A 21,329-nucleotide genomic window follows, 5' to 3' on the forward strand; every position below is an offset into this window, starting at 1 on the left:
TTAGTTGCCGAGAATACCCGGCAGGCGCAGGCCCTTTTCCTTGGCGCAATCGAGGGCGATGTCATAGCCCGCGTCGGCATGGCGCATGACGCCGGTTGCCGGATCGTTCCAGAGCACGCGTTCCAGACGGCGGGCAGCATCGTCGGTGCCGTCGGCGCAGATGACGACGCCCGAATGCTGGCTGAAGCCCATGCCGACGCCGCCGCCGTGGTGCAACGATACCCAGGTGGCGCCCGATGCGGTGTTGAGCAACGCATTCAAAAGCGGCCAGTCGGATACGGCGTCCGAGCCGTCCTTCATGGCTTCGGTCTCGCGGTTCGGCGAGGCGACGGAGCCTGAGTCGAGGTGGTCGCGGCCGATGACGACCGGGGCGCTGAGTTCGCCATTCTTGACCATCTCGTTGAAGGCGAGGCCGAGACGGTGGCGATCACCGAGGCCGACCCAGCAAATACGTGCAGGCAGGCCCTGGAACGCAATGCGCTCGGCGGCCATGTCGAGCCAGTTGTGCAGGTGCTTGTTGCCGGGTGTGAGTTCCTTCACCTTGGCGTCGGTCTTGCGGATATCTTCCGGATCGCCGGAGAGCGCTGCCCAGCGGAACGGACCGATGCCGCGGCAGAACAGCGGGCGGATATAGGCCGGCACGAAACCCGGGAAAGCGAAAGCGTTTTCGAGGCCCTCTTCCTTGGCGACCTGGCGGATGTTGTTGCCGTAGTCGAAGGTCGGGATGCCCATGTCCTGGAAGGCGATCATCGCCTCGACATGTTCGCGCATCGAAGCGCGGGCGGCCTTTTCGACAGCTTTCGGATCGCTTTCGCGCTTTTCCTTCCACTGAGCCATGGTCCAGCCCTTCGGCAGGTAGCCGTTGATCGGGTCGTGGGCCGAGGTCTGGTCGGTGACCATGTCGGGGCGGATGCCGCGGCGAACCATTTCCGGCAGGATCTCGGCGCAGTTGCCGAGCAGGCCGACGGACTTGGCTTCACCGGCAGCGGTCCAGCGCTCGATCATGGCCATCGCCTCATCGAGTGTTTCGGCGCGCGCATCGACGTAGCGGGTGCGCAGGCGGAAATCGATCGAATCGGGATTGCATTCGACGGCGAGGCAGCAGGCGCCTGCCATGACGGCTGCGAGTGGCTGAGCGCCGCCCATGCCGCCGAGACCGCCGGTCAGGACCCATTTGCCCTTGAGGTCGCCATTGTAATGCTGGCGGCCGGCTTCGACGAAGGTTTCGTAGGTGCCCTGCACGATGCCCTGCGAACCGATATAGATCCACGAGCCGGCGGTCATCTGGCCGTACATGGCGAGACCCTTCTTATCCAGCTCGTTGAAATGATCCCAGGTCGCCCAGTGCGGTACGAGGTTGGAGTTGGCGATCAGCACGCGCGGCGCATCCTTGTGGGTGCGGAACACGCCGACCGGCTTGCCGGACTGCACCATCAGGGTTTCGTCCTCGTTGAGATCGCGCAGCGTCTCGACGATCTTGTCGAAATCCGCCCAGGTGCGGGCGGCGCGGCCGATGCCGCCATAGACGACCAGTTCGTGCGGGTTCTCGGCCACTTCCGGGTCGAGATTGTTCATCAGCATGCGAAGCGGCGCTTCGGTCATCCAGGACTTTGCGGTCAGTTCGGTGCCACGGGCGGCGCGGACGTCGCGGATATTGTGACGAGGATTGGTCATTTGGTTCCCCTTTTGGTGTGTGCCAGTGTCAGCGCAGATGTTTCGATGCGCGCAAGAATGTCTTTCAGGTGAATGCGAAGTCTGGCCGCCTTGGCTTCGTCGTAGGCGAATGGCGGCGTCTCGGTCGTCAGATGGGTGGACTGCGCCAGCTCCATCTGGATTGCATGCACGCCGGTTTCCGGCCTGCCATAGTGTCGCGTGGTCCAGCCGCCTTTGAAGCGGCCGTTGAGGATGCTGGTATGGTCCGGTGCGCTGAGGACGACATCGACGGCTGCGTTCTGGATGGCCAGATCGCAGGTCTTGCCGCTGTCGGTGCCGATGTTGAAATCAGGCAGCGTGCCTTCGAACAGGAACGGAATATCCGAGCGGATCGAATGGCAATCGTAAAGCACTGCGATACCATGGATCGCTTTCACACGCTCGATTTCGGCTGATAGTGCCGCATGATAGGGCGCATGGAAATCGGCGAGCCGGGCGGCAATGTCGGCCTCAGCCGGTTCTTCGCCATCCTTCCAGATCGGGACGCCGTCGAAATCGGTGCCCGGAACGAGGCCGGTCGTGTTCTGGCCGGGATAGAGGCTGACGCCTTCCGGATCGCGATTGGCGTCTATGACGTAGCGATGGAAGGTGGCGCGCACCGTCGTCACGTCGGGCAGCAAACCATCGTAGAGATGGTGGATGTGCCAGTCGGTGTCGGCAAGGATGCGGCCATTGTCGTTCAGCTGCTCCCAGATCGCCGGTGGAACATCGGTGCCGGTGTGCGGGAAGCCGAGAATGACGGGTGATGACCCCTGTTTGACTTCAAAGACGCTCACTCAAGCCTCCAGAACCGGAAGGATGGCGGTGGACACTGCGGCGTTCAGCGCGCCGGTGGCGATAAGGTCGCTCGCTGCCTTAAGATCGGTCGCCATGTAGCGATCGATCTCCAGCGTCGGTACGACCTTGCGGACCGCACTGATGGCGCTCATCAGTTCCGGGCTGGTGATGAGTGGTGCGCGGAAGTCGATGCCTTGAGCGGCTGTCAGCGCCTCGATGCCGATGATGGCGAACAGGTTGTCGGTCATCTGCAGCAGGCGGCGGGCGCCGTGGCATGCCATGGAGACGTGATCTTCCTGATTGGCCGAAGTCGGCGTCGAATCGACCGAGGCCGGATGCGACATCTGCTTGTTTTCGGACATCAACGCGGCCGAGGTAACTTCGGCGATCATCAGGCCGGAGTTGAGGCCCGGCTTCTTGGCGAGGAACGCCGGCAGACCATAAGAGAGTGCCGGATCGACCAGCAGCGCGATGCGGCGCTGCGAGATGGCACCGATCTCGCAGATGGCAAGCGCGATCTGGTCGGCGGCGAAAGCCACCGGCTCGGCGTGGAAGTTGCCGCCGGAGACGACGGAATTGTCCGAGAGCACCAGCGGATTGTCGGTGACGGCGTTGGCTTCGATTTCGAGCGTGAGGGCAACGGAGCGCAGGAGATCGAGGCAGGCGCCGTCGACCTGCGGCTGGCAGCGGATGCAATAGGGATCCTGAACCCGCTCGTCACCTTCGATATGGCTTTCGCGGATCACCGAACCCTTGAGCAGGCCGCGCAGGGCGGCGGCAGCGTCGATCTGGCCCTTGTGGCCGCGCAACGTATGGATATCCGGATGGAACGGGGCTGACGAGCCCATGGCGGCGTCGGTCGACAGCGCGCCGGTGATCAGTGCGGACTGGGCCGCACGGTGGGCGCGGAACAGGCCGGCCAGCGCCAGAGCGGTGGAGGTCTGCGTGCCATTGATCAGCGCCAGGCCTTCCTTGGCGGCAAGCACCACCGGGGTGAGGCCGGCGCGCTCAAGGGCGGTGCGGCCATCCAGCTGCTCGCCGTTGAAGAAGGCTTCGCCTTCGCCCATCATCACGGCTGCCATATGGGCAAGCGGGGCGAGATCGCCCGATGCGCCGACGGAGCCCTTTTCCGGGATAACCGGGATGACGCCCTTTTCGAGCATGCCCTCGATCAGGCGGACGAGTTCGAGCCGGACGCCGGATGCGCCGCGGCCGAGCGAGACGAGCTTCAGCGCCATGATCAGGCGGACGATGTTTTCAGCCAGCGGCTGGCCGACGCCGCAGCAATGGGAAAGGATCAGATTGCGCTGCAGGATGGCGACGTCGGCGGCATCGATCTTGATGCTCGCCAGTTTGCCGAAGCCGGTGTTGATGCCGTAGACCGGCGCGTTGCCGGCGGCGATCTCGGCGATGCGGGCAGCGGCCTTCTCGATCCCCTTGTCGAAGGAGGGATCAAGACGGGCGGGCTCGCCGGCCCAGTAGATGGTTTCGAGGGTCGAAAGCGGGACCGAGCCCGGCTGAAGAATAAGTGTCATCAAGAAGTCCTCACCAATGCGCGGAGCCAGACTCACGCGTCTTTAAATTTCAATGTCCGTTGCGGACGCGCGCATGCAGCGGGTTAAAGCCCATGCGGTAGACGAGTTCAGCGGGCCGCTCGATATTCCATATGGCGAAATCGGCCCATTTTCCGGGTTCGAGCGTCCCCACTTCGTCGACGAGCCCCAGCGCGCGCGCCGCCTCCCGCGTCACGCCGGCGATGCATTCGGTGACCGTCATGTCGAACAGGGTCGCCGCCATGTTCATGGTCAAAAGCAGCGAGGTCAGCGGCGAGGTGCCGGGATTATTATCGGTGGCGATCGCCATCGCAACGCCCGTTTTGCGGAACAGATCGACCGGCGGCTTCTTCGTTTCGCGGATGAAATAGAAGGCACCGGGCAGAATGACGGCGACAGTACCACTCTTTGCCATTGCTTGCGCGCCGGCTTCATCGGTATATTCGAGATGATCTGCCGAGAGCGCACCATATTCGGCGGCAAGCGCTGCACCGTGAAGATTGGAGAGTTGGTCGGCGTGGAGCTTGACCGGCAGGCCATGTGCCTTTGCAGCGTCGAACACCTGCCGCATTTCGTCGGTCGAAAAGGCGATACCTTCGCAGAAACCATCGACTGCATCGGCCAGTCCTTGCGCCGCAATCGCGGGCAGCATCTCGTCGACGACCTTGGCGATATAGCCGGCCTTGTCGCCCTTGAATTCCGGCGGCAGTGCATGTGCGCCGAGGAATGTGGTGCGCACAGCGACATCGCGTTCTTCGCCGAGACGGCGGGCGGCGCGCAGGGCTTTCGCTTCGTTCTCGAGGTCAAGGCCGTAGCCGGATTTGACCTCGACTGTGGTGACGCCCTCGGCCATCAATGCGTCCAGCCGGGGAAGTGTTTGCCGCACAAGCTCGTCTTCGCTTGCTTCGCGTAGCGCGCGGACGGAGGAAACGATGCCACCACCGGCACGGGCGACCTCTTCGTAGGTGGCGCCCGCAAGCCGCATTTCGAATTCGTTGGCGCGGTCGCCGGCATGAACCAGATGCGTGTGGCAGTCGATCAGGCCGGGCGTGATCCAGCGGCCGCCGCAGTCGATGATCTCGCCAGTGTCGTCAACGGAGAACGGCAAGTTTGCTTCGTCGCCGGCGTAGAGGATGCGGCCGTCCTGAACGGCGATGACGCCATTTTCCACAAGGCCGAGACCCGGCAAGGCCGGGTTCAGCGTCGCAAGCCGGGCATTTCGCCAGAGGCGATCGCAAGCGGTTGACCGGTCGCTGTCTCGCGTTGATTTTATGGAAGACATCGTTTTCTAGCCTTTCCTTTTCGTGTTGTTATGTATAGACATAAAGAAAATGAACGCAAGTGTTTTTTTAGCTTATGTAGTCAGGAAGGGATGAGACCTTGACCAGCATTTATGTAAAATCGGCTCTGACGCCGGCGGGATGGCAGAAGGATGTGCGGCTGACGATCGCGGGTGACCGGATCGCCTCCGTCGAAGCGGGTGCTCAGGCCCAGGCAGGCGACGAGCGGCACGATATTCTGGTGTCCGGCATGCCGAATTTGCACAGCCACGCATTCCAGCGCGGCATGGCCGGCCTTGCCGAAGTGCGGGGCCCCGGCGCTGACAGCTTCTGGAGCTGGCGCAACGTGATGTACCGTTTTGCCCTGTCGATGACACCGGACCATGTGGAGGCCGTTGCCAGCCAGCTCTATATGGAAATGCTGGAAGCAGGTTTCTCGCGTGTCGGCGAATTTCACTATCTGCACCATGATATCGACGGTAGCCCGTATGCCGATATTGCCGAAATGGCGCAGCGGATCGCTTCGGCGGCTTCCCAGACCGGTATCGGACTGACGTTGCTGCCGGTTTTCTATGCGCATTCGACTTTCGGGGGGGCTGCGCCGAACGAGGGACAGCGCCGGTTTATCAATAATGTCGAGAGCTTCGGGCGGCTGCTCGATGGTTGCCGCTCCGCGGTCAAGGAATTGCCGGAAGGCCGTGTCGGCGTGGCGCCGCACAGCCTGCGGGCGGCGACACCGGATGAACTGGCTGCCGTCGTTGCCATGGCAAAGGACGGGCCGATCCATATTCACGTGGCCGAACAGGTCAAGGAAGTGGAAGATTGCATCGCCTGGTCCGGCGCACGTCCGGTCGAATGGCTGCTCGACAATGCCGGGCTCGATGGCCGCTGGTGCCTGATCCATGCAACCCACATGACCGACGACGAGACCCGCCGGATGGCTAAGAGCAAGGCGATTGCCGGTCTCTGCCCGATCACGGAAGCCAATCTCGGTGACGGCACGTTCAATGCAGTCGTGTTTGGCGAGGCGGGCGGCAAGTTCGGTATTGGTTCGGATTCCAATGTCCTCATCGGTATTCCCGATGAGCTTCGCCAGCTTGAGTATTCGCAACGTCTGGCGCATCGCTCTCGAAACGTTCTGGCGGCTCCGGGCCAGTCGACCGGCCGCGCCCTATTCGACGGTGCGGTCGAAGGCGGCGGTATCGCCCTGGCGGCTAAAACGGGGATCGCCGCTGGCAATCCGGCGGATTTCGTCAGCTTTGCGGCGCCGGATGGCGATCTGGCAGAAGACGCCGTCCTGGATTCCTGGCTGTTTGCCAACGGCACGAAACCCGACAGCGTTTGGGTGGCGGGCCGTAAACAGGTCGAAGGCGGACGGCATCACAGGCGGGACGAGATAGCGGCCCGGTTCCGCAGCGTGCTGCGCGAGCTGTTGGCCTGAGCACCCCATTCGCTACCACGTTTTTTCCAGATTGGCCGTGCCGAACACTTTCTGGTAGAGCCCTTCCGTTTAACCCGGAAGGGCTCTACTGCATAATGCCTTAGATCGGAATCGATTTAAGGAAAACTATGCAGCAGATTTAAAGTGCTACAGCGACCTTTGCGCGTCATGAATGACGCGCGGCGCTATAGAATCGGACAGGATTCGTTGAAGGTGAGAACGTGGTGAAATTGCAGGATACCGATCGGGCCGTTAAGGTGCCGCTTGCGGAAAGCACAGGTGACCTGTCGCTGCATCAGCGTATCCTCGGCGATATCGAGGATCGCATCCTGTCTGGCGAATGGCCGCCCGGTTTCCGTATTCCGTTCGAAGTCGAACTGGCCGAGCAATATAAATGCTCGCGGATGACCGTGAACAAGGCGCTCACCCAGCTTGCAAAAACGGGGCTGATCGAGCGGAGGCGCAAGTCGGGCAGTTATGTGACGCAGCCGCGCGCGCAATCGGCGGTGCTGGAAATCCGCGACATCAAACTTGAAGTTCAGTCGCTTGGTTTTACCTACGACTACAGGCTGACCGGGAAAACCCAGCGGCGCAGCAGCGCAGATGACAGATCGAGGCTTGGTCTGGCCGCGCCTGCTCCGGTTCTCGAGGTCACGTGCACGCATTTTGCGGGCAACAGGCCGTTTTGTGTCGAGCAGCGTTTGATCAACCTGGCGGCGGTTCCGGATGCGGCGGCGGAGACTTTCGAGGAGGTTGCACCCGGCCCCTGGCTTTTGAACCGGGTTCCATGGAGCGCTGCCGAACATACGATCCGTGCGGTGGCCGCGGATGCGCCGGTGGCGGCGGCTCTCGGTATAGCCGCGGGGACTGCGTGCCTGACGGTTGAGCGGCGCACGTGGAGCAATGGTGCGCATATTACCCACGTGCGCCTGATCTATCCCGGCGAACAGCATGCGCTGGTCGCCAATTTCACGCCATCACAGCCGAAGTGACGGGAAGCTTCCTGGTTACTTCTTCGGCTTTGCGCCGGAAAGCTTGGGAACTTCCTTCTGAGTGGTTGCCGCGAAAGGGGTGGCCACCTTGGCAGCAACCTTGTCCTTCTTCGGCTTCCTGACTTCCTTGTTGCTCTTTGCCTGTCCCTTGGCCATGTGCGGTCCTTCCTCGTTATGGAGGGTGAGCACTTGCGGCTCTACCCTCTGGCATCTTCCAGATTGTCTTCCGTCGTTACCCGTTCGTAGGTCTCGCCTTCGGTGCGAATCCGATATTGCGGCGAACCATCCCTTATGGGCAATGTTGCGAGAATGCGAAAAATCGTTTCGCCGCGCAATGACAAACCGACGGTGCTTTTCATCCGCACCTTTTGCCCGATCGAAAAGCGGTGCAGACGGGACTTGGGCTGTCCTTTGGGCGGGGCGGAGTTGGTAGGCATGGCCGTTCTCCTTGACATCAACAATGGAAATGAAAAACGGAGCCTGGCCCCGTTTGGTCATATCCGCTTTTCTCAAGGAGCGTCTGCCGGGTCGGGAACTGCCAGTCCATCCGTGGTCGTTCCCTGCCGGGCGCCGGCGGGAACGTTCATAGCGCTTATAATAGACGTCCCTGATCCCCATGGCGATACCAACGGTGGGTCAATCGAAAATATGGGTTGAGATGGGCGGGCCAGAGGCGTCTGGCCTGCTGCATAATTTTTCCTTAAATCGATTCCGATTTAAGGAATTATGCCGTCGTTGGTGCGCGCATCGATACCGAATTCGAGGCTCATCTGGATGAGTTCATCCCAGAGACTTTCGGCAAAGCCGCGCAGCACCAGAAGCTCGAAGCTTGCCGCTTCCGTCCGGGTAATGAGAGCCGAGATATGGCCGATCAAGGTCATTGCGGAATGGCCAACGGGGAATTCCGAGACAGCGAGATCGACCGCCGTACCCTTGGCGAGGACCGCTTCGACCGACGCGCCGCTGATGCCGATCCGGATGCGGCCATGGCCCTGATCGGAAATCGAGGCCTTGCCATCCAGATGCGGTGTCTTGGCAAAAATTTCCGCCGCGGCAAGAGGCTTGTCGCCGATGACGAACCATTGTCCGGGGCCATAGGGCCGCACGGCATGCGGCGTACCATCGCCAATCCGTGGGATCAGGCTTTGCAGGTCGCCGCTGTCGTGCGCGGCGAGAACCTGCAGCACATGACCTTCCGGCAGGGCCATAAGCGTGACCCGCTTGCCGGTTGACGGCGCGCCGAACGAGCCGGACTTGGCATCGGCAAGGGCAGGGCGGTGAAGGAGCGCAAAATCAACCATGGAGCTTTCCGTTTTCCGGATCGAAGAAGACCGGGCTGCACAGCACGGCCCTGGTGTATTCGTTTTTCAGATCATTCCAGACAGTGACGTGCTCGCCGTGGCGTTTGGGGCCGTGCTTGACCAGGGCCAGGCCGATGGTCGAGCCAAGGTTCGGCGAGTAGCAGCTGGAGGAGACGTAGCCCTGATCGTTTTCGAGCGACGGCACGGCACCTTCCGAGAGGATATGCGATCCGGTCTTGAATGTCGTCGCCGGATCGAGCGGCTTGACGCCGACGAGCGACAGCCGGTCCTCTGCCGTCAAACCTTCCCGTAAAAGCATCGCCTTGCCGATGAAGTCCGGCTTGGCCGTCGATACCATTTTCGCAAAGCCGAGATCAGACGGGATGACCGTGCCGTTGATCTCGGAATGGGTGACATGGCCTTTCTCGATGCGCATGACGCCCAGCGCCTCGACGCCGTAGGGGCAGATGCCATGCGGTTTTCCTGCTTCCATGATGGCATCGGCGATCGCTTCGCCATAACCCGCTGGAACGGCCAGTTCATAGGCCAGCTCGCCGGAGAAGGAGATGCGGAACAGCCGACCGGTCAGCTTGCCGCCGCAAAGCGAGACCTCCTTTGCGCCGAGGAATGGGAACGCCGCGTCGGAAATGTCCTCGTCCACCAGCGCCTGCAGGATCAGGCGGGATTTCGGTCCGGCAACGGCAATCTGCGCCCATTGGTCGGTCGAGGAGGCGAACTGCACGTCGAGCTCGGGCCACAGGGCCTGGGCGCAGAACTCCAGATGGTTCATCACGCCTGCCGCATAGGCTGTGGTCGTCGTCATGAAGAAATGGGTTTCCCCAAGGCGGCTTGTCGTGCCGTCATCGTAGATCATTCCGTCTTCGCGCAGCATCAGGCCGTAGCGCGCTTTGCCGACGGGGAGCTTCAGGAAGGCGTTGCAATAGACCCGGTTGAGGAACTCGGCGGCGTCCTTGCCAAAAATCTCGATCTTGCCGAGGGTGGAGACATCGCAGATACCGGCGTTCTTGCGAACGTTCAGCACTTCGCGATCGACGCTTTCGCGCCATGTGGTTTCGCCGGCTTTCGGGAACCACGAGGAACGATACCAGAGGCCGGTTTCGACGAAGACGGCACCGTTCTTCTTTGCCCAATCATGCAGCGGCGACTTGCGCACTGGCTGGAAATGCTTGCCCTTGGAAGCGCCGGTCAAGGCACCGAAGGAGAGTGGCGTGTAAAAGGGACGGAAGGTGGTGGTGCCGACATCGGCCGGCGAGACTTTTCGCGCTTCGGCCAGAATGCCGATGGCGTTGATGTTGGACAGCTTACCCTGATCTGTCGCCATGCCATTGGTGGTATAGCGCTTGGCAAGCTCGACATGGCCATAGCCTTCGCTGGCGGCGAGGCCGAGATCCTTCAAGTGCACATCGTTCTGGTAGTCGACAAAGGCCTTGCCTTTCGATCCATGAACCCGCCAGAGCGGCTTGGCGACCGTTGCCGTATCGGCCACCGGGACAAAAGCAGCGGTGGCATTCGAGAAACCGAGAGCCTTCAGGGCCGATGCGGCTTTTCCGGCGCCGTCTGCAAGGCAGGTTTCGATGCTGCCAACACCTGCGGCGGCGCCTGCGATGGTCAGCCCTTCCTGACTCTCCGGTGCGAGGAAGGCGGCCTTGGCATCCGACCAGACCGGTTTTGCACCGCGATGGCAGGCAAGGTGGATGATCGGGCTCCAGCCGCCGGACATGGCAAGGGCGTCGGCGTGGATCGTTACCGGCGCGCCGCCTTTGAGGACGGTGACACTGGTGAGCGCCTTGCCGCCCTTGGCATCCTGAACGAGGGCGCCCGGGAAGACGGGGGCGCAACCGCGCCAGGATGAAACGTCACCGGCGCGGGCATCGACGATGGCCGCGACTTCAAGGCCGGCAGCTTCCAGATCGGCGGCGGTCGCGTAGCCCGAGGCGTCGTTGGTGAAAATGACCGTGCTTTTTCCAGGCGCGATGGCCTGCCGGTTGAGATAGGAGCGCATGGCGCCCGCCATCATGACGCCCGGAATATCGTTGCCACCGAAAACCAGCGGACGCTCTTCGGCTCCGGAGGCGAGGATCGCGTGTTTGGCGGCGATGCGCCAGATGCGCTCGACCGGCCGGTTTGGGTTAACCGTGGCCGTGTTCTTCTGCACGCTTTCGACCGCGCCGAAGACATTGCCGTCGTACCAGCCAAAGACAGTGGTCCGGGAGAAAATGCGGACGTTGGGCATATCTGCCAGCTCAGCCAGCGTCTTTGCCAGCAGGTCGGCTGCGGATTTGCCGCCGACGGGCGCCGTTTCGGACAACAACGAACCGCCGGGTTCAAAGCCCTCGTCGGCGAGGATGACGCGGGCACCGGCGCGGCCGGCCGTCAGTGCGGCCGCGAGCCCAGAAGGCCCGGCGCCAATCACCAGCAGGTCGCAATGCGCCCAGCATTTTTCGTAGGCATCGGGATCGGGTTCGTAGGTGGCGCGGCCAAGGCCTGCTGCCTTGCGGATGATCGGCTCATAGACCTTTTCCCAGAACGCGGCAGGCCACATGAAGGTCTTGTAGTAGAAGCCGGCGCCGAGGAAGGGCGAGAGCAGGCTGTTGACGGCTCCAAGGTCGAAATCGACCGACGGCCAGCGGTTCTGGCTCTTGGCCGCAAGGCCGCTGTAAAGTTCGATCAGCGTGGCGCGGGTGTTGGCCTCGGTGCGTCCGCCTTCGCCGATCGTCACCAGTGCATTGGGTTCGGCAGCGCCCGCCGTCAGGATCCCGCGCGGGCGGTGATACTTGAAACTGCGGCCAACGAGCTGGCGGCCGTTGGCAAGCAATGCCGAGGCCAGCGTATCGCCGGCAAAGCCCTGCATGGGCTTGCCGTCAAAGGTGAAATTCAGCGGCTTGGCGCGGTCGATGCGGCCGCCTTTGGGAAGACGGTAGGAACTCATGCGGTCTCTCCCCGAGTGCTGGCATCCTGCGTGCTGGCGTCTGATACGGCATAGATTGCGTGGGTCATCGTATCGCGCTCGACCACCAGCCAGCGGCGGCAGCCGGATGTATGGTGCCAATGTTCCTTGTGGCGTCCGCGCGGATTGTCGCGCAGGTAGACGTAGGCGTACCAGGCATCCTCACCGGCATCCGGCTCCGGGCGGGCAATGCCCGCGTCGCCGCGAACGGTGAATTCTTCCTTGGGGCGCGGCCCGCAATGGGGGCAGGCGATCAGGCTGGCCATGTAAATTCCTCAGTGAAGATTGGGCCTCAATGCAGATTGGCCTCAATGCAAATTGGGTTGCGAGCCGACACCCTTTTCATCGATCATCCGGCCGCGCGCGAAGCGGTCGAGCCGGAAGGCGCGACCCGTCTCATGCGGCTCGTTTTTCGCGATCAGATGGGCGTAGCAGAAGCCGGAAGCGGGCGTGGCCTTGAAACCGCCGTAGCACCAGCCGGCATTCAGGTAGAGATTGTCGATAGGCGTGCGGTCGATGATCGGCGAGCCATCCATGCTCATGTCCATGACGCCGCCCCAGGAGCGCAGAACCCTGACGCGCGACAAGGCCGGGATCATCGCCACACCGGCCTCGGCGACATGCTCGACGGTCGCCAGATTGCCGCGCTGGGCATAGGAATTGTAGCCGTCAATATCGCCGCCGAAGACAAGGCCGCCCTTATCCGACTGCGAGACATAGAAATGCCCGGCGCCGAAGGTGACGACATTGTCGATGAAGGGTTTCAGCCCCTCCGAGACGAACGCCTGAAGCACATGGCTTTCGATCGGCAGCTTCATATCGACCATATCGGCGACAACAGTGGAATTGCCCGCCGCCGCCAGCGCCAGCTTGCCGCAGCCGATGAAGCCCTGGCTGGTCTCGACGCCGACGACGCGGCCATTGTCGCGCCGGATGCCGGTGACCTCGCAGTTCTGGATGATATCGACGCCGCGCGAGTCCGCGCCACGGGCGTATCCCCAGGCAACGGCATCGTGGCGCACCGTGCCGCCGCGTTTCTGCATCAGCGCGCCCTGGATCGGGAAGCGGGCATTGTCGAAATCGAGAAAAGGCAGCATCTGGCGGACAGTGTTGCGGTCGAGCAGGTCGGCATCGACGCCGTGCAGGCGCATGGCATTGCCGCGCCGCGTATAGGCGTCGCGCTGGGCGTCGGAATGATAGAGGTTGAGCACGCCGCGCTGGGAGACCATGGCGTTGAAATTGAAATCCTGCTCCAGCCCTTCCCAGAGCTTCATCGACAGCTCATAGAACGGATTATTGCCCTGCAGAAGGTAGTTGGAGCGGATGATCGTCGTGTTGCGGCCGACATTGCCGGAGCCGATATAGCCCTTTTCCAGCACGGCCACATTGGTGACGCCAAATTCCTTGGCCAGGTAATAGGCGGTGGCCAGGCCATGACCGCCGCCGCCGATGATGATGACGTCATAGTGGTTCTTCGGAACCGGGCTGCGCCATGCAGGCTTCCAGTCCTTGTTGCCGCGCAGGGCATTCAGAAAAACGGAAAAGGCAGAATAGCGCATGGCAATGGAATCCCGGTGAACCGTGGCGATCATGACAGGATTGCGCTTTAGTACTTGCAAAAAAGAGACGTTTTCCGCCATGATTGGGACATGGTGTCAGAAGACCTGAAAAACCTGCAGAAGATCGGCTTTATCCTCATCCCGGGATTCGCGTTGATGTCCTATGCCTCGGCGGTGGAGCCGTTGCGCGCCGCCAATCTTCTCGCGGGCAGGGACATCTATACGCTGTCGGCGCATGTCGCCGAAGGGAATGCGGGGCTGACGTCTTCGGGCATTCCCGTTCCCGCACTGCCGCTGCCGGGCCGTGGCTCCGGCTTCCATACCGTCTTCGTCTGCGCCGGCGGTACGCCGGTTGACTGGAATGTCCCGGCGGTTATGGCCTGCCTGCGCCAGCTTGCCCGCGACGGCGTGCGCATTGGCGGCATTTCCGGCGGCCCTTATCTGATGGCAGCAGCCGGATTGCTGGAGGATCGCGACTTCACCATTCACTGGGAGCATGCGCCGGCGCTGATGGAGGCCTTTCCGGGTCTTCTGCCGCGTCAGGCGCGCTATGTCCTCGACGGCAACCGCATCACCTGCGGCGGCGGGGTGGCGCCGCTCGACATGATGCACGCGCTGATCTCCGAGCGGATGGGATCGGATTTCGCCCGCCGGGTCAGCGATTGGTACCTGCATACCCACGTGGAAAGCTCCGGGGCGCCGCAGCGGGCGTCGCTGGCCGAACGATACGGTGTCAACCATCCCGGCCTGCTGACCGTGCTTGAGAAAATGGAAGCAACGATCGAAGCGCCGCTGGATCGTCAAACCATGGCAGCCTTGGCGGGCCTGTCGCCGCGCCATCTCGACCGGCTTTTTTCGAGGCTGATGGGGTCGTCCTTTCTCCTCGAATACCGCAAGCTTCGGCTGGACCATGCCCGACGCCTTCTGCAGCAGAGCCCGCTCTCCATCTCGGAGATCGCCTTTGCCACGGGCTTTTCCAGTGCCGGGCATTTTTCACGCAGCTATCGTGCCGCATTCGGTGAGCCGCCGCGCTCCCAGCGGCAAGGTGGCGGTGCGGACGCGCGTTGAGCAATATTCTTCCTGGTTGAGAAAATTTCACTGTCAGGATAGATTGGCCGTATTGCAAGCAGGGGGAGCGCCGCATGGCGAAGAAGCAGCCAATCACCGATATCGGCCGCGTGACGGATGACGAGAAGCCGGCGCTGAAGGCTGCCTTTTTGCAGGACCCGCATGCGCTGCGCGAACCGAAGGAAAACAATCTCGAAATCGCCATCGGCCACGAGGTGCGCGCCTTCCGCAAGAAGCTCGGCATCACCGTTACCGACCTTGCCACCGCCACCGGTATTTCGCTCGGCATGCTGTCGAAGATCGAGAACGGCAATATCTCGCCGTCGTTGACGACGCTGCAGTCTCTGTCGCGGGCGCTCGGCGTCCCGGTCACAGCCTTCTTCCGCCGCTATGAGGAACCGCGCAACGCCGTGTTCGTCAAGGCTGGCGAAGGCGTCGAGCTGGAGCGGCGCGGCACCCGTGCTGGCCATCAGTACAACCTGCTTGGTCATATCGACAACAACACGGCCGGGGTCGTCGTCGAGCCCTATCTGATCACGCTGACGGCGGATTCCGATACCTTCCCGGCTTTCCAGCACGAAGGCATGGAGTTTCTCTATATGCTGGAGGGCGAAGTGGTCTACCGCCACGCAGACCGGCTCTTCACCATGCAGCCGGGCGACAGCCTGTTCTTCGACGCCGATGCGCGCCATGGCCCGGAAGAACTCGTGAAGCTGCCGATCCGCTACCTCTCGATCATTTCCTATCCGCAGACGGGGACCAATATCTGATGATGCATTCCTTCAAAAATATTGCCTGATAAGAAAAAAACTTTCTTCACAGTTGAAATTGAAAACGGCAACTGCTATCCATCCTTCATCAACGAAACGAAGGATTGTCCCCATGTGCGGAATTGTCGGATTGTTTTTGAAGGACAAGAGCCTGGAGCCGCAATTGGGTGCCATGCTGTCCGATATGCTTGTCATCATGACCGACCGCGGCCCCGATAGCGCCGGCATCGCCATCTACGGCGCGCCCTCGGCCGGCCGCGCGAAAATCACCGTTCAATCGGCTGACCCCAAGCAGGATTTTGCCGGCCTTGAAGCGCTGCTGAAGCCGGTTGATTCAAGCGTCGCCGTGGAGCTGAAAAGCACGCATGCGGTCATCGAGACCAGTGCTGCCAAAGCCTCGGCGGTGCGGGATCTGCTGGCCCAGGAACGGGGCGGCATCCGGGTCATGGGGTCTGGCGACAGCGTCGAGATCTACAAGGAAGTCGGCCTGCCGAAGGATGTGGTTTCCCGGTTCGGCATTCGCCAGATGGGCGGAACGCACGGCATCGGCCATACCCGCATGGCAACCGAATCTGCCGTCACCACGCTTGGCGCCCACCCGTTTTCGACCGGCGCCGATCAATGCCTGGTGCACAACGGCTCGCTCTCCAACCACAACAACTTGCGCCGCGAGCTGGTCCGCGAAGGCATGACCTTCGAGACGCAGAATGACAGCGAAGTCGCCGCCGCCTATCTGACGGCCGAAATGGCCAAGGGCAAGGATCTCGGGCAGGCGCTGACCAGCGCGCTCGATGATCTCGACGGCTTCTTCACCTTCGTCGTCGGCACCAAATCAGGCTTCGGCGTGGTGCGCGACCCGATCGCCTGCAAGCCGGCCGTGATGGCCGAAACCGATCAGTACATCGCCTTCGGCTCGGAGTACCGCGCGCTCGTCAACCTGCCGGGCATCGAGAATGCGCGTGTCTGGGAGCCGGAGCCGGCAACTGTTTATTTCTGGGATCACGAGAAGGCGGCGTAACATGGACCTCAGCGTAAAACGAGAAAGTCTGGAAGCAATGCGGGTATTCGACCTTGCAAAAATGCCGCTGCGCGACCTGAACAGCGCCCTGCACGCGATTGCCCCCGGCACCAATGACACAAACTTCGAAGTCGTCAATCCGCGCGGCAGCCATGCCGTTGCCGTCGGCATCGACCAGCCTGTCACCGTCGACGTGCGCGGCAGCGTCGGTTATTATTGCGCCGGCATGAACGACGGCGGCGCCGTTACCGTTCATGGTTCCGCAGGCCCGGGTGTCGCGGAAAACATGATGTCGGGGACAGTTGTCATCGAGGGTGATGCCAGCCAATATGCCGGGGCGACGGGCCGCGGTGGTCTTCTGGTCATCAAGGGCAACGCCGCCTCGCGCTGCGGCATCTCGATGAAGGGTATCGATATCGTCGTTCAAGGCAATATCGGCCACATGTCGGCCTTTATGGGCCAGTCGGGTCACCTGGTCGTGCTCGGCAATGCCGGCGACGCGCTGGGGGATTCGCTTTATGAGGCCAAGCTGTTCGTGCGCGGCGAGGTCAAGAGCCTCGGTGCCGATTGCATCCAGAAGGAGTTGCGTCCCGAGCATATCGAAAAGCTCGCCGATTTGCTGGAGAAGGCAGGTATCACCGACGTCAAGCCGCAAGAATTCAAGCGCTACGGCTCGGCCCGCACACTCTACAATTTCAACATCGATAACGCTGACGCGTACTAAGGCAGGGAACCGTACATGAGCTATCACAACCCCTATACCCCGCCGCGCAAGTCAGCGACCTTCGACGATTATACGCTCGCAGAAATCCGCCGTGCCGCAGCAACCGGCATCTACGACATTCGCGGCGCCGGCACCAAGCGCAAGGTTCCGCATTTCGATGACCTTTTGTTCCTCGGCGCGTCGATCTCGCGTTATCCGCTCGAAGGCTACCGCGAGAAATGCGACACATCCGTCGTGCTCGGCGCGCGTCATGCCAAAAAGCCGATCGTTCTCAAGACACCGATCACCATCGCCGGCATGAGCTTTGGTGCTCTGTCGGGCAATGCCAAGGAAGCGCTCGGACGGGGAGCCTCCATCGCCGGAACATCGACGACCACCGGTGACGGCGGCATGACGGATGAGGAGCGCGGCCACTCACAGACGCTGGTCTACCAGTATCTGCCGTCGCGTTATGGCATGAACCCGAAAGACCTGCGGCGCGCCGACGCGATCGAGATCGTCGTCGGCCAGGGCGCCAAGCCCGGTGGCGGCGGCATGCTGCTCGGCCAGAAGATTTCCGATCGGGTCGCCAACATGCGCAACCTGCCCAAGGGCATCGATCAGCGCTCGGCCTGCCGCCATCCCGACTGGACCGGCCCGGACGATCTGGAAATCAAGATCATGGAACTGCGCGAAATCACCGATTGGGAAAAGCCGATCTATGTGAAGGTCGGCGGCGCGCGTCCCTATTACGATACAGCGCTTGCGGTCAAAGCCGGTGCCGACGTCGTCGTGCTCGACGGCATGCAGGGCGGCACGGCGGCGACGCAGGACGTCTTCATCGAGAATGTCGGCATGCCGACGCTCGCCTGCATCCGTCCGGCCGTCCAGGCGCTGCAGGATCTCGGCATGCACCGCAAGGTGCAGCTGATCATCTCCGGCGGCATCCGTTCGGGTGCCGATGTCGCGAAAGCACTGGCGCTCGGCGCTGACGCGGTTGCCATCGGTACGGCAGCGCTGGTTGCCATCGGCGATAACGATCCGCACTGGGAAGCGGAGTATCAGAAGCTCGGAACGACGGCCGGTGCCTATGATGACTGGCATGAGGGCAAGGACCCGGCCGGCATCACCACGCAGGACCCGGAACTTTCCAAGCGCCTCGATCCCGTCGCAGCCGGACGCCGCCTTGCCAACTACCTCAAGGTGATGACGCTCGAGGCCCAGACCATCGCGCGGGCCTGCGGCAAGAACCATCTGCACAATCTGGAGCCGGAAGATCTCGTTGCGCTGACGCTTGAGGCGTCGGCCATGGCGCAGGTGCCGCTTGCTGGCACCAGCTGGATCCCGGGCAAGGGAGGCTTCTGACCCGAATATGCCTTCGGCCGTTGCCCGATCTCCCAAGACTTGATGTTAAAGGTCAGGCAGCGGCCTTCTTACGAAAAAGTGTCTGAATAATCCAAAGGGGAACGCAGTGACACTCGATCTTGCTAGCTTTGCCAAAGACCGTGGCATCAAATATTTCATGATCAGCTATACCGACCTGTTCGGTGGCCAGCGGGCAAAGCTCGTTCCGGCTGAAGCGATTGCCGACATGCAGAAGAACGGTGCGGGCTTCGCCGGTTTTGCCACCTGGCTCGACCTCACCCCCGCCCACCCGGACCTGTTCGCGATTCCGGATGCGTCCTCCGTCATCCAGCTTCCCTGGAAAAAGGATGTTGCCTGGGTCGCGGCCGATTGCGTCATGGAAGATCAGCCGGTGGACCAGGCGCCACGCGTCATGCTGAAACGGCTGATTGCCGAAGCCGCCAAGGAGGGCCTTCGCGTCAAGACCGGCGTCGAGCCGGAATTCTTCCTGATTTCGCCGGATGGCGGCAAGATTTCCGACGAGTTCGATACGGCCGAAAAACCCTGCTACGACCAGCAGGCCGTCATGCGCCGCTACGACGTGATCGCCGAGATCTGCGACTACATGCTTGAGCTCGGATGGAAGCCCTACCAGAACGACCACGAGGACGCGAACGGCCAGTTCGAGATGAACTGGGAATATGACGACGCGCTGCAGACGGCCGACAAGCACTCGTTCTTCAAGTTCATGGTGAAAACGGTTGCCGAAAAGCACGGCCTTCGCGCCACCTTCATGCCCAAGCCCTTCAAGGGCCTGACCGGCAACGGCTGCCACGCCCACATCTCCGTCTGGGATCTGGAAGGCAGGACCAATGCCTTTGCCGACAAGGAAATGCCGTTCGGTCTTTCGGCCAAGGGCAAGACCTTCCTCGGCGGCATCATGACCCATGCCTCGGCGCTTGCTGCGGTTACCAATCCGACGGTCAATTCCTACAAGCGCATCAACGCGCCGCGCACCATTTCCGGTGCCACCTGGGCGCCGAATACGGTCACGTGGACCGGCAACAATCGCACCCATATGGTCCGAGTACCCGGCCCAGGGCGTTTCGAGCTGCGCCTTCCGGATGGTGCGGTCAATCCGTATCTGCTGCAGGCGATCATCATCGCGGCGGGCCTGAACGGCATCCGGAAGAACGCTGATCCGGGCCGCCACTATGACATCGACATGTACAAGGAAGGCCACACCGTCACCGGTGCGCCGCGCCTACCGCTGAACCTGCTCGACGCGCTCCGGGAATACGACAAGGACGAGGAACTGAAGGCCACGCTCGGAAAGAGTTTCTCCAGCGCCTACCTGAAGCTCAAGCATCAGGAGTGGAATGCCTACGCGTCGCATTTCACCGAATGGGAGCGGCAGACGACGCTCGATATCTGAGCGCCGGGCTTCGTTCTCGCACCAGAAGAGACGGTATGGCCTGTTCCTGCTATCCGATGTCGCGAAACGGATGGACGGGCAGGCCAGCGCCGCGCTAGCTTCCGTTTCACGATGCTGGGCCGGGAGGGCCAGCCAGGACCCAAAACGAAAGACTGACACCGATGAAGAGCTATGTTCTGACCGTATCGTGCAAATCCACCCGCGGCATTGTTGCGGCGATCACCGGCTATCTGGCGGACGAAGGCTGTTACATCACCGACAGCTCGCAGTTCGACGACATGGAAACCGGCCTGTTCTTCATGCGCCTGACCTTCATCAGCCAGGAAGGTGCAACGCTCGACAAGCTGAAGGCCGGCTTTGAGGCGGTGAAGACCCGTTTCGGAATGGAAGCCGATATCCTCGACAGCGAGCACCGCATGAAGGTGCTGTTGATGGTGTCGCGTTTCGGCCATTGCCTCAACGACCTGCTCTATCGCTGGAAGATCGGGGCGCTGCCGATCGAGATCGTTGGTGTCGTCTCCAACCATTTCGAATACCAGAAGGTCGTCGTCAATCACGACATTCCGTTCCACCACATCCCGGTGACCAAGGCCAACAAGCCGCAGGCCGAAGCCCGGATCATGGACGTGGTCGAGCAGACCGGCACCGAACTGATCGTGCTGGCCCGCTACATGCAAATCCTGTCCGACCAGATGTGCCAGAAGATGTCCGGCCGGATCATCAATATCCACCACTCGTTCCTGCCATCGTTCAAGGGCGCCAACCCCTACAAGCAGGCCTATGAGCGCGGCGTCAAGCTGATCGGCGCGACGGCGCATTACGTCACCGCCGATCTCGATGAAGGTCCGATCATCGAGCAGGACATCGCTCGCATCACCCATGCGCAGTCGGCCGAGGACTATGTTTCGATCGGCCGCGATGTCGAAAGCCAGGTCCTGGCGCGCGCCGTGCACGCCCATATCCACCACCGCACCTTCATCAACGGCAACCGCACCGTCGTCTTCCCGGCAAGCCCGGGCTCCTATGCCTCCGAGCGCATGGGCTGATTGCAGACGGTCTGACGGATTTTCCATCGCCTGTTCAAAACACCGCCGAAAGCTTCGCGCTTTCGGCGGTGTTTTTATTTTGAGCAATCCCTCGGGGATGGCCGGGGTGAACACTTTGTTTAGTTAAACATAATTCTTCTTGACGCAGATCCTGCTTGTTTGTGGTGCAGTGCAGCGGTTGCAGTGCAGCAACGATTGTCTCTTGTCATGTTGAGTAAAATGGATATCACTAAACATATTGCTCAACACGGCGGAGGTTAGGCCGATGGGCGAAGGGCGGGAGCTCAGCAGAATTTTGTGAGTTTGATGCCGTCCCCGGCAGGGGCAATGGCGCCGGTGATGTTTCCTGTGACGGAGACAT

At 61.6% G+C, this 21,329-nt stretch carries 19 protein-coding genes; 9 read left to right on the top strand and 10 right to left on the bottom strand.

Features of this window, described 5'->3' with window-relative positions; translation table 11 throughout:
• From hutU to hutI, 4 genes are read right to left on the bottom strand one after another with little or no spacing between them, the layout of a single operon-like run.
• A complete protein-coding gene (gene hutU, locus AC1D17_RS02900; protein ID WP_477563936.1) occupies nt 1–1,674 on the bottom strand; it encodes a urocanate hydratase in 1,674 nt (557 codons plus the stop codon).
• The gene (gene hutG / locus AC1D17_RS02905) at nt 1,671–2,489 is read right to left on the bottom strand and encodes an N-formylglutamate deformylase (protein WP_477563937.1); all 819 of its coding nucleotides are present in this window, start codon (nt 2,487–2,489) and stop codon (nt 1,671–1,673) included. The genes hutU and hutG overlap by 4 nt, the downstream gene beginning before the upstream one ends.
• Nucleotides 2,490–4,025: a histidine ammonia-lyase gene (gene hutH, locus AC1D17_RS02910; protein WP_477563938.1), complete on the bottom strand. Its 1,536-nt coding sequence runs from the start codon at nt 4,023–4,025 to the stop codon at nt 2,490–2,492.
• 49 nt (nt 4,026–4,074) lie between these two features.
• On the bottom strand, nt 4,075–5,325 hold the full coding sequence (hutI, locus tag AC1D17_RS02915; RefSeq protein WP_477563939.1) for an imidazolonepropionase: 1,251 nt from the start codon (nt 5,323–5,325) through the stop codon (nt 4,075–4,077).
• 98 nt (nt 5,326–5,423) lie between these two features.
• Here hutI and AC1D17_RS02920 point away from each other — a divergent pair, with 98 nt between their 5' ends.
• Together AC1D17_RS02920 and hutC are read left to right on the top strand one after the other, a co-directional pair.
• On the top strand, nt 5,424–6,764 hold the full coding sequence (locus AC1D17_RS02920; RefSeq protein ID WP_477563940.1) for a formimidoylglutamate deiminase: 1,341 nt from the start codon (nt 5,424–5,426) through the stop codon (nt 6,762–6,764).
• Between the two features lie 230 nt (nt 6,765–6,994).
• A complete protein-coding gene (gene hutC / locus AC1D17_RS02925) occupies nt 6,995–7,756 on the top strand; it encodes a histidine utilization repressor (protein WP_477564250.1) in 762 nt (253 codons plus the stop codon).
• Between the two features lie 15 nt (nt 7,757–7,771).
• Here hutC and AC1D17_RS02930 read toward each other — a convergent pair whose 3' ends face one another.
• The 6 genes from AC1D17_RS02930 to AC1D17_RS02955 all read right to left on the bottom strand — a co-directional run bounded on the left by AC1D17_RS02930 (nt 7,772) and on the right by AC1D17_RS02955 (nt 13,584).
• Entirely contained in the window at nt 7,772–7,912 is a 141-nt protein-coding gene (locus tag AC1D17_RS02930; protein ID WP_477563941.1) for a hypothetical protein, read from the bottom strand.
• A gap of 41 nt (nt 7,913–7,953) precedes the next feature.
• Entirely contained in the window at nt 7,954–8,193 is a 240-nt protein-coding gene (locus AC1D17_RS02935; protein WP_264223185.1) for a hypothetical protein, read from the bottom strand.
• A gap of 279 nt (nt 8,194–8,472) precedes the next feature.
• A complete protein-coding gene (locus AC1D17_RS02940; RefSeq protein WP_477563942.1) occupies nt 8,473–9,057 on the bottom strand; it encodes a sarcosine oxidase subunit gamma family protein in 585 nt (194 codons plus the stop codon).
• Nucleotides 9,050–12,007 (bottom strand): sarcosine oxidase subunit alpha, encoded by a 2,958-nt coding sequence (locus AC1D17_RS02945; protein WP_477563943.1) that lies wholly within the window; start codon nt 12,005–12,007, stop codon nt 9,050–9,052. The genes AC1D17_RS02940 and AC1D17_RS02945 overlap by 8 nt, the downstream gene beginning before the upstream one ends.
• Nucleotides 12,004–12,291 (bottom strand): sarcosine oxidase subunit delta, encoded by a 288-nt coding sequence (locus tag AC1D17_RS02950; protein ID WP_477563944.1) that lies wholly within the window; start codon nt 12,289–12,291, stop codon nt 12,004–12,006. Before AC1D17_RS02950 ends, AC1D17_RS02945 begins: the two co-directional genes overlap by 4 nt.
• Nucleotides 12,292–12,333: 42 nt before the next feature.
• Complete coding sequence (locus AC1D17_RS02955; RefSeq protein WP_477564251.1) at nt 12,334–13,584, bottom strand: sarcosine oxidase subunit beta family protein; 1,251 nt, start codon at nt 13,582–13,584, stop codon at nt 12,334–12,336.
• Between the two features lie 90 nt (nt 13,585–13,674).
• Here AC1D17_RS02955 and AC1D17_RS02960 point away from each other — a divergent pair, with 90 nt between their 5' ends.
• The 7 genes from AC1D17_RS02960 (at nt 13,675) to purU (ending at nt 20,968) form a co-directional block, all read left to right on the top strand.
• Entirely contained in the window at nt 13,675–14,652 is a 978-nt protein-coding gene (locus AC1D17_RS02960; protein ID WP_477563945.1) for a GlxA family transcriptional regulator, read from the top strand.
• 74 nt (nt 14,653–14,726) lie between these two features.
• Nucleotides 14,727–15,422: a helix-turn-helix domain-containing protein gene (locus AC1D17_RS02965; RefSeq protein WP_477563946.1), complete on the top strand. Its 696-nt coding sequence runs from the start codon at nt 14,727–14,729 to the stop codon at nt 15,420–15,422.
• Nucleotides 15,423–15,534: 112 nt separating this feature from the next.
• Complete coding sequence (locus AC1D17_RS02970; protein WP_477563947.1) at nt 15,535–16,440, top strand: class II glutamine amidotransferase; 906 nt, start codon at nt 15,535–15,537, stop codon at nt 16,438–16,440.
• A 37-nt stretch (nt 16,441–16,477) separates the two neighbouring features.
• Nucleotides 16,478–17,164: a GltB/FmdC/FwdC-like GXGXG domain-containing protein gene (locus tag AC1D17_RS02975; protein WP_477564252.1), complete on the top strand. Its 687-nt coding sequence runs from the start codon at nt 16,478–16,480 to the stop codon at nt 17,162–17,164.
• A 15-nt stretch (nt 17,165–17,179) separates the two neighbouring features.
• Nucleotides 17,180–18,508 (top strand): FMN-binding glutamate synthase family protein, encoded by a 1,329-nt coding sequence (locus AC1D17_RS02980; RefSeq protein WP_264223168.1) that lies wholly within the window; start codon nt 17,180–17,182, stop codon nt 18,506–18,508.
• Nucleotides 18,509–18,614: 106 nt separating this feature from the next.
• Entirely contained in the window at nt 18,615–19,922 is a 1,308-nt protein-coding gene (glnT, locus tag AC1D17_RS02985) for a type III glutamate--ammonia ligase (protein ID WP_477563948.1), read from the top strand.
• Between the two features lie 161 nt (nt 19,923–20,083).
• The gene (gene purU / locus AC1D17_RS02990) at nt 20,084–20,968 is read left to right on the top strand and encodes a formyltetrahydrofolate deformylase (protein WP_477563949.1); all 885 of its coding nucleotides are present in this window, start codon (nt 20,084–20,086) and stop codon (nt 20,966–20,968) included.
• Nucleotides 20,969–21,329 lie beyond the last annotated feature (361 nt).

The sequence above is a fragment of the Pararhizobium sp. P1_E7 genome (assembly GCF_056405855.1).

Excerpts from the sequence above, each read along its gene's own strand:
- hutI (WP_477563939.1), bottom strand. The coding sequence starts at position 5,325 with ATGTCTTCCATAAAATCAACGCGAGACAGCGACCGGTCAACCGCTTGC.
- AC1D17_RS02980 (WP_264223168.1), top strand. The coding sequence starts at position 17,180 with ATGAGCTATCACAACCCCTATACCCCGCCGCGCAAGTCAGCGACCTTC.
- AC1D17_RS02960 (WP_477563945.1), top strand. The coding sequence starts at position 13,675 with ATGGTGTCAGAAGACCTGAAAAACCTGCAGAAGATCGGCTTTATCCTC.
- purU (WP_477563949.1), top strand. The coding sequence starts at position 20,084 with ATGAAGAGCTATGTTCTGACCGTATCGTGCAAATCCACCCGCGGCATT.
- AC1D17_RS02950 (WP_477563944.1), bottom strand. The coding sequence starts at position 12,291 with ATGGCCAGCCTGATCGCCTGCCCCCATTGCGGGCCGCGCCCCAAGGAA.
- AC1D17_RS02935 (WP_264223185.1), bottom strand. The coding sequence starts at position 8,193 with ATGCCTACCAACTCCGCCCCGCCCAAAGGACAGCCCAAGTCCCGTCTG.
- hutH (WP_477563938.1), bottom strand. The coding sequence starts at position 4,025 with ATGACACTTATTCTTCAGCCGGGCTCGGTCCCGCTTTCGACCCTCGAA.
- AC1D17_RS02940 (WP_477563942.1), bottom strand. The coding sequence starts at position 9,057 with ATGGTTGATTTTGCGCTCCTTCACCGCCCTGCCCTTGCCGATGCCAAG.
- AC1D17_RS02955 (WP_477564251.1), bottom strand. The coding sequence starts at position 13,584 with ATGCGCTATTCTGCCTTTTCCGTTTTTCTGAATGCCCTGCGCGGCAAC.
- AC1D17_RS02970 (WP_477563947.1), top strand. The coding sequence starts at position 15,535 with ATGTGCGGAATTGTCGGATTGTTTTTGAAGGACAAGAGCCTGGAGCCG.
- AC1D17_RS02945 (WP_477563943.1), bottom strand. The coding sequence starts at position 12,007 with ATGAGTTCCTACCGTCTTCCCAAAGGCGGCCGCATCGACCGCGCCAAG.
- AC1D17_RS02930 (WP_477563941.1), bottom strand. The coding sequence starts at position 7,912 with ATGGCCAAGGGACAGGCAAAGAGCAACAAGGAAGTCAGGAAGCCGAAG.
- AC1D17_RS02975 (WP_477564252.1), top strand. The coding sequence starts at position 16,478 with ATGCGGGTATTCGACCTTGCAAAAATGCCGCTGCGCGACCTGAACAGC.
- AC1D17_RS02965 (WP_477563946.1), top strand. The coding sequence starts at position 14,727 with ATGGCGAAGAAGCAGCCAATCACCGATATCGGCCGCGTGACGGATGAC.
- hutU (WP_477563936.1), bottom strand. The coding sequence starts at position 1,674 with ATGACCAATCCTCGTCACAATATCCGCGACGTCCGCGCCGCCCGTGGC.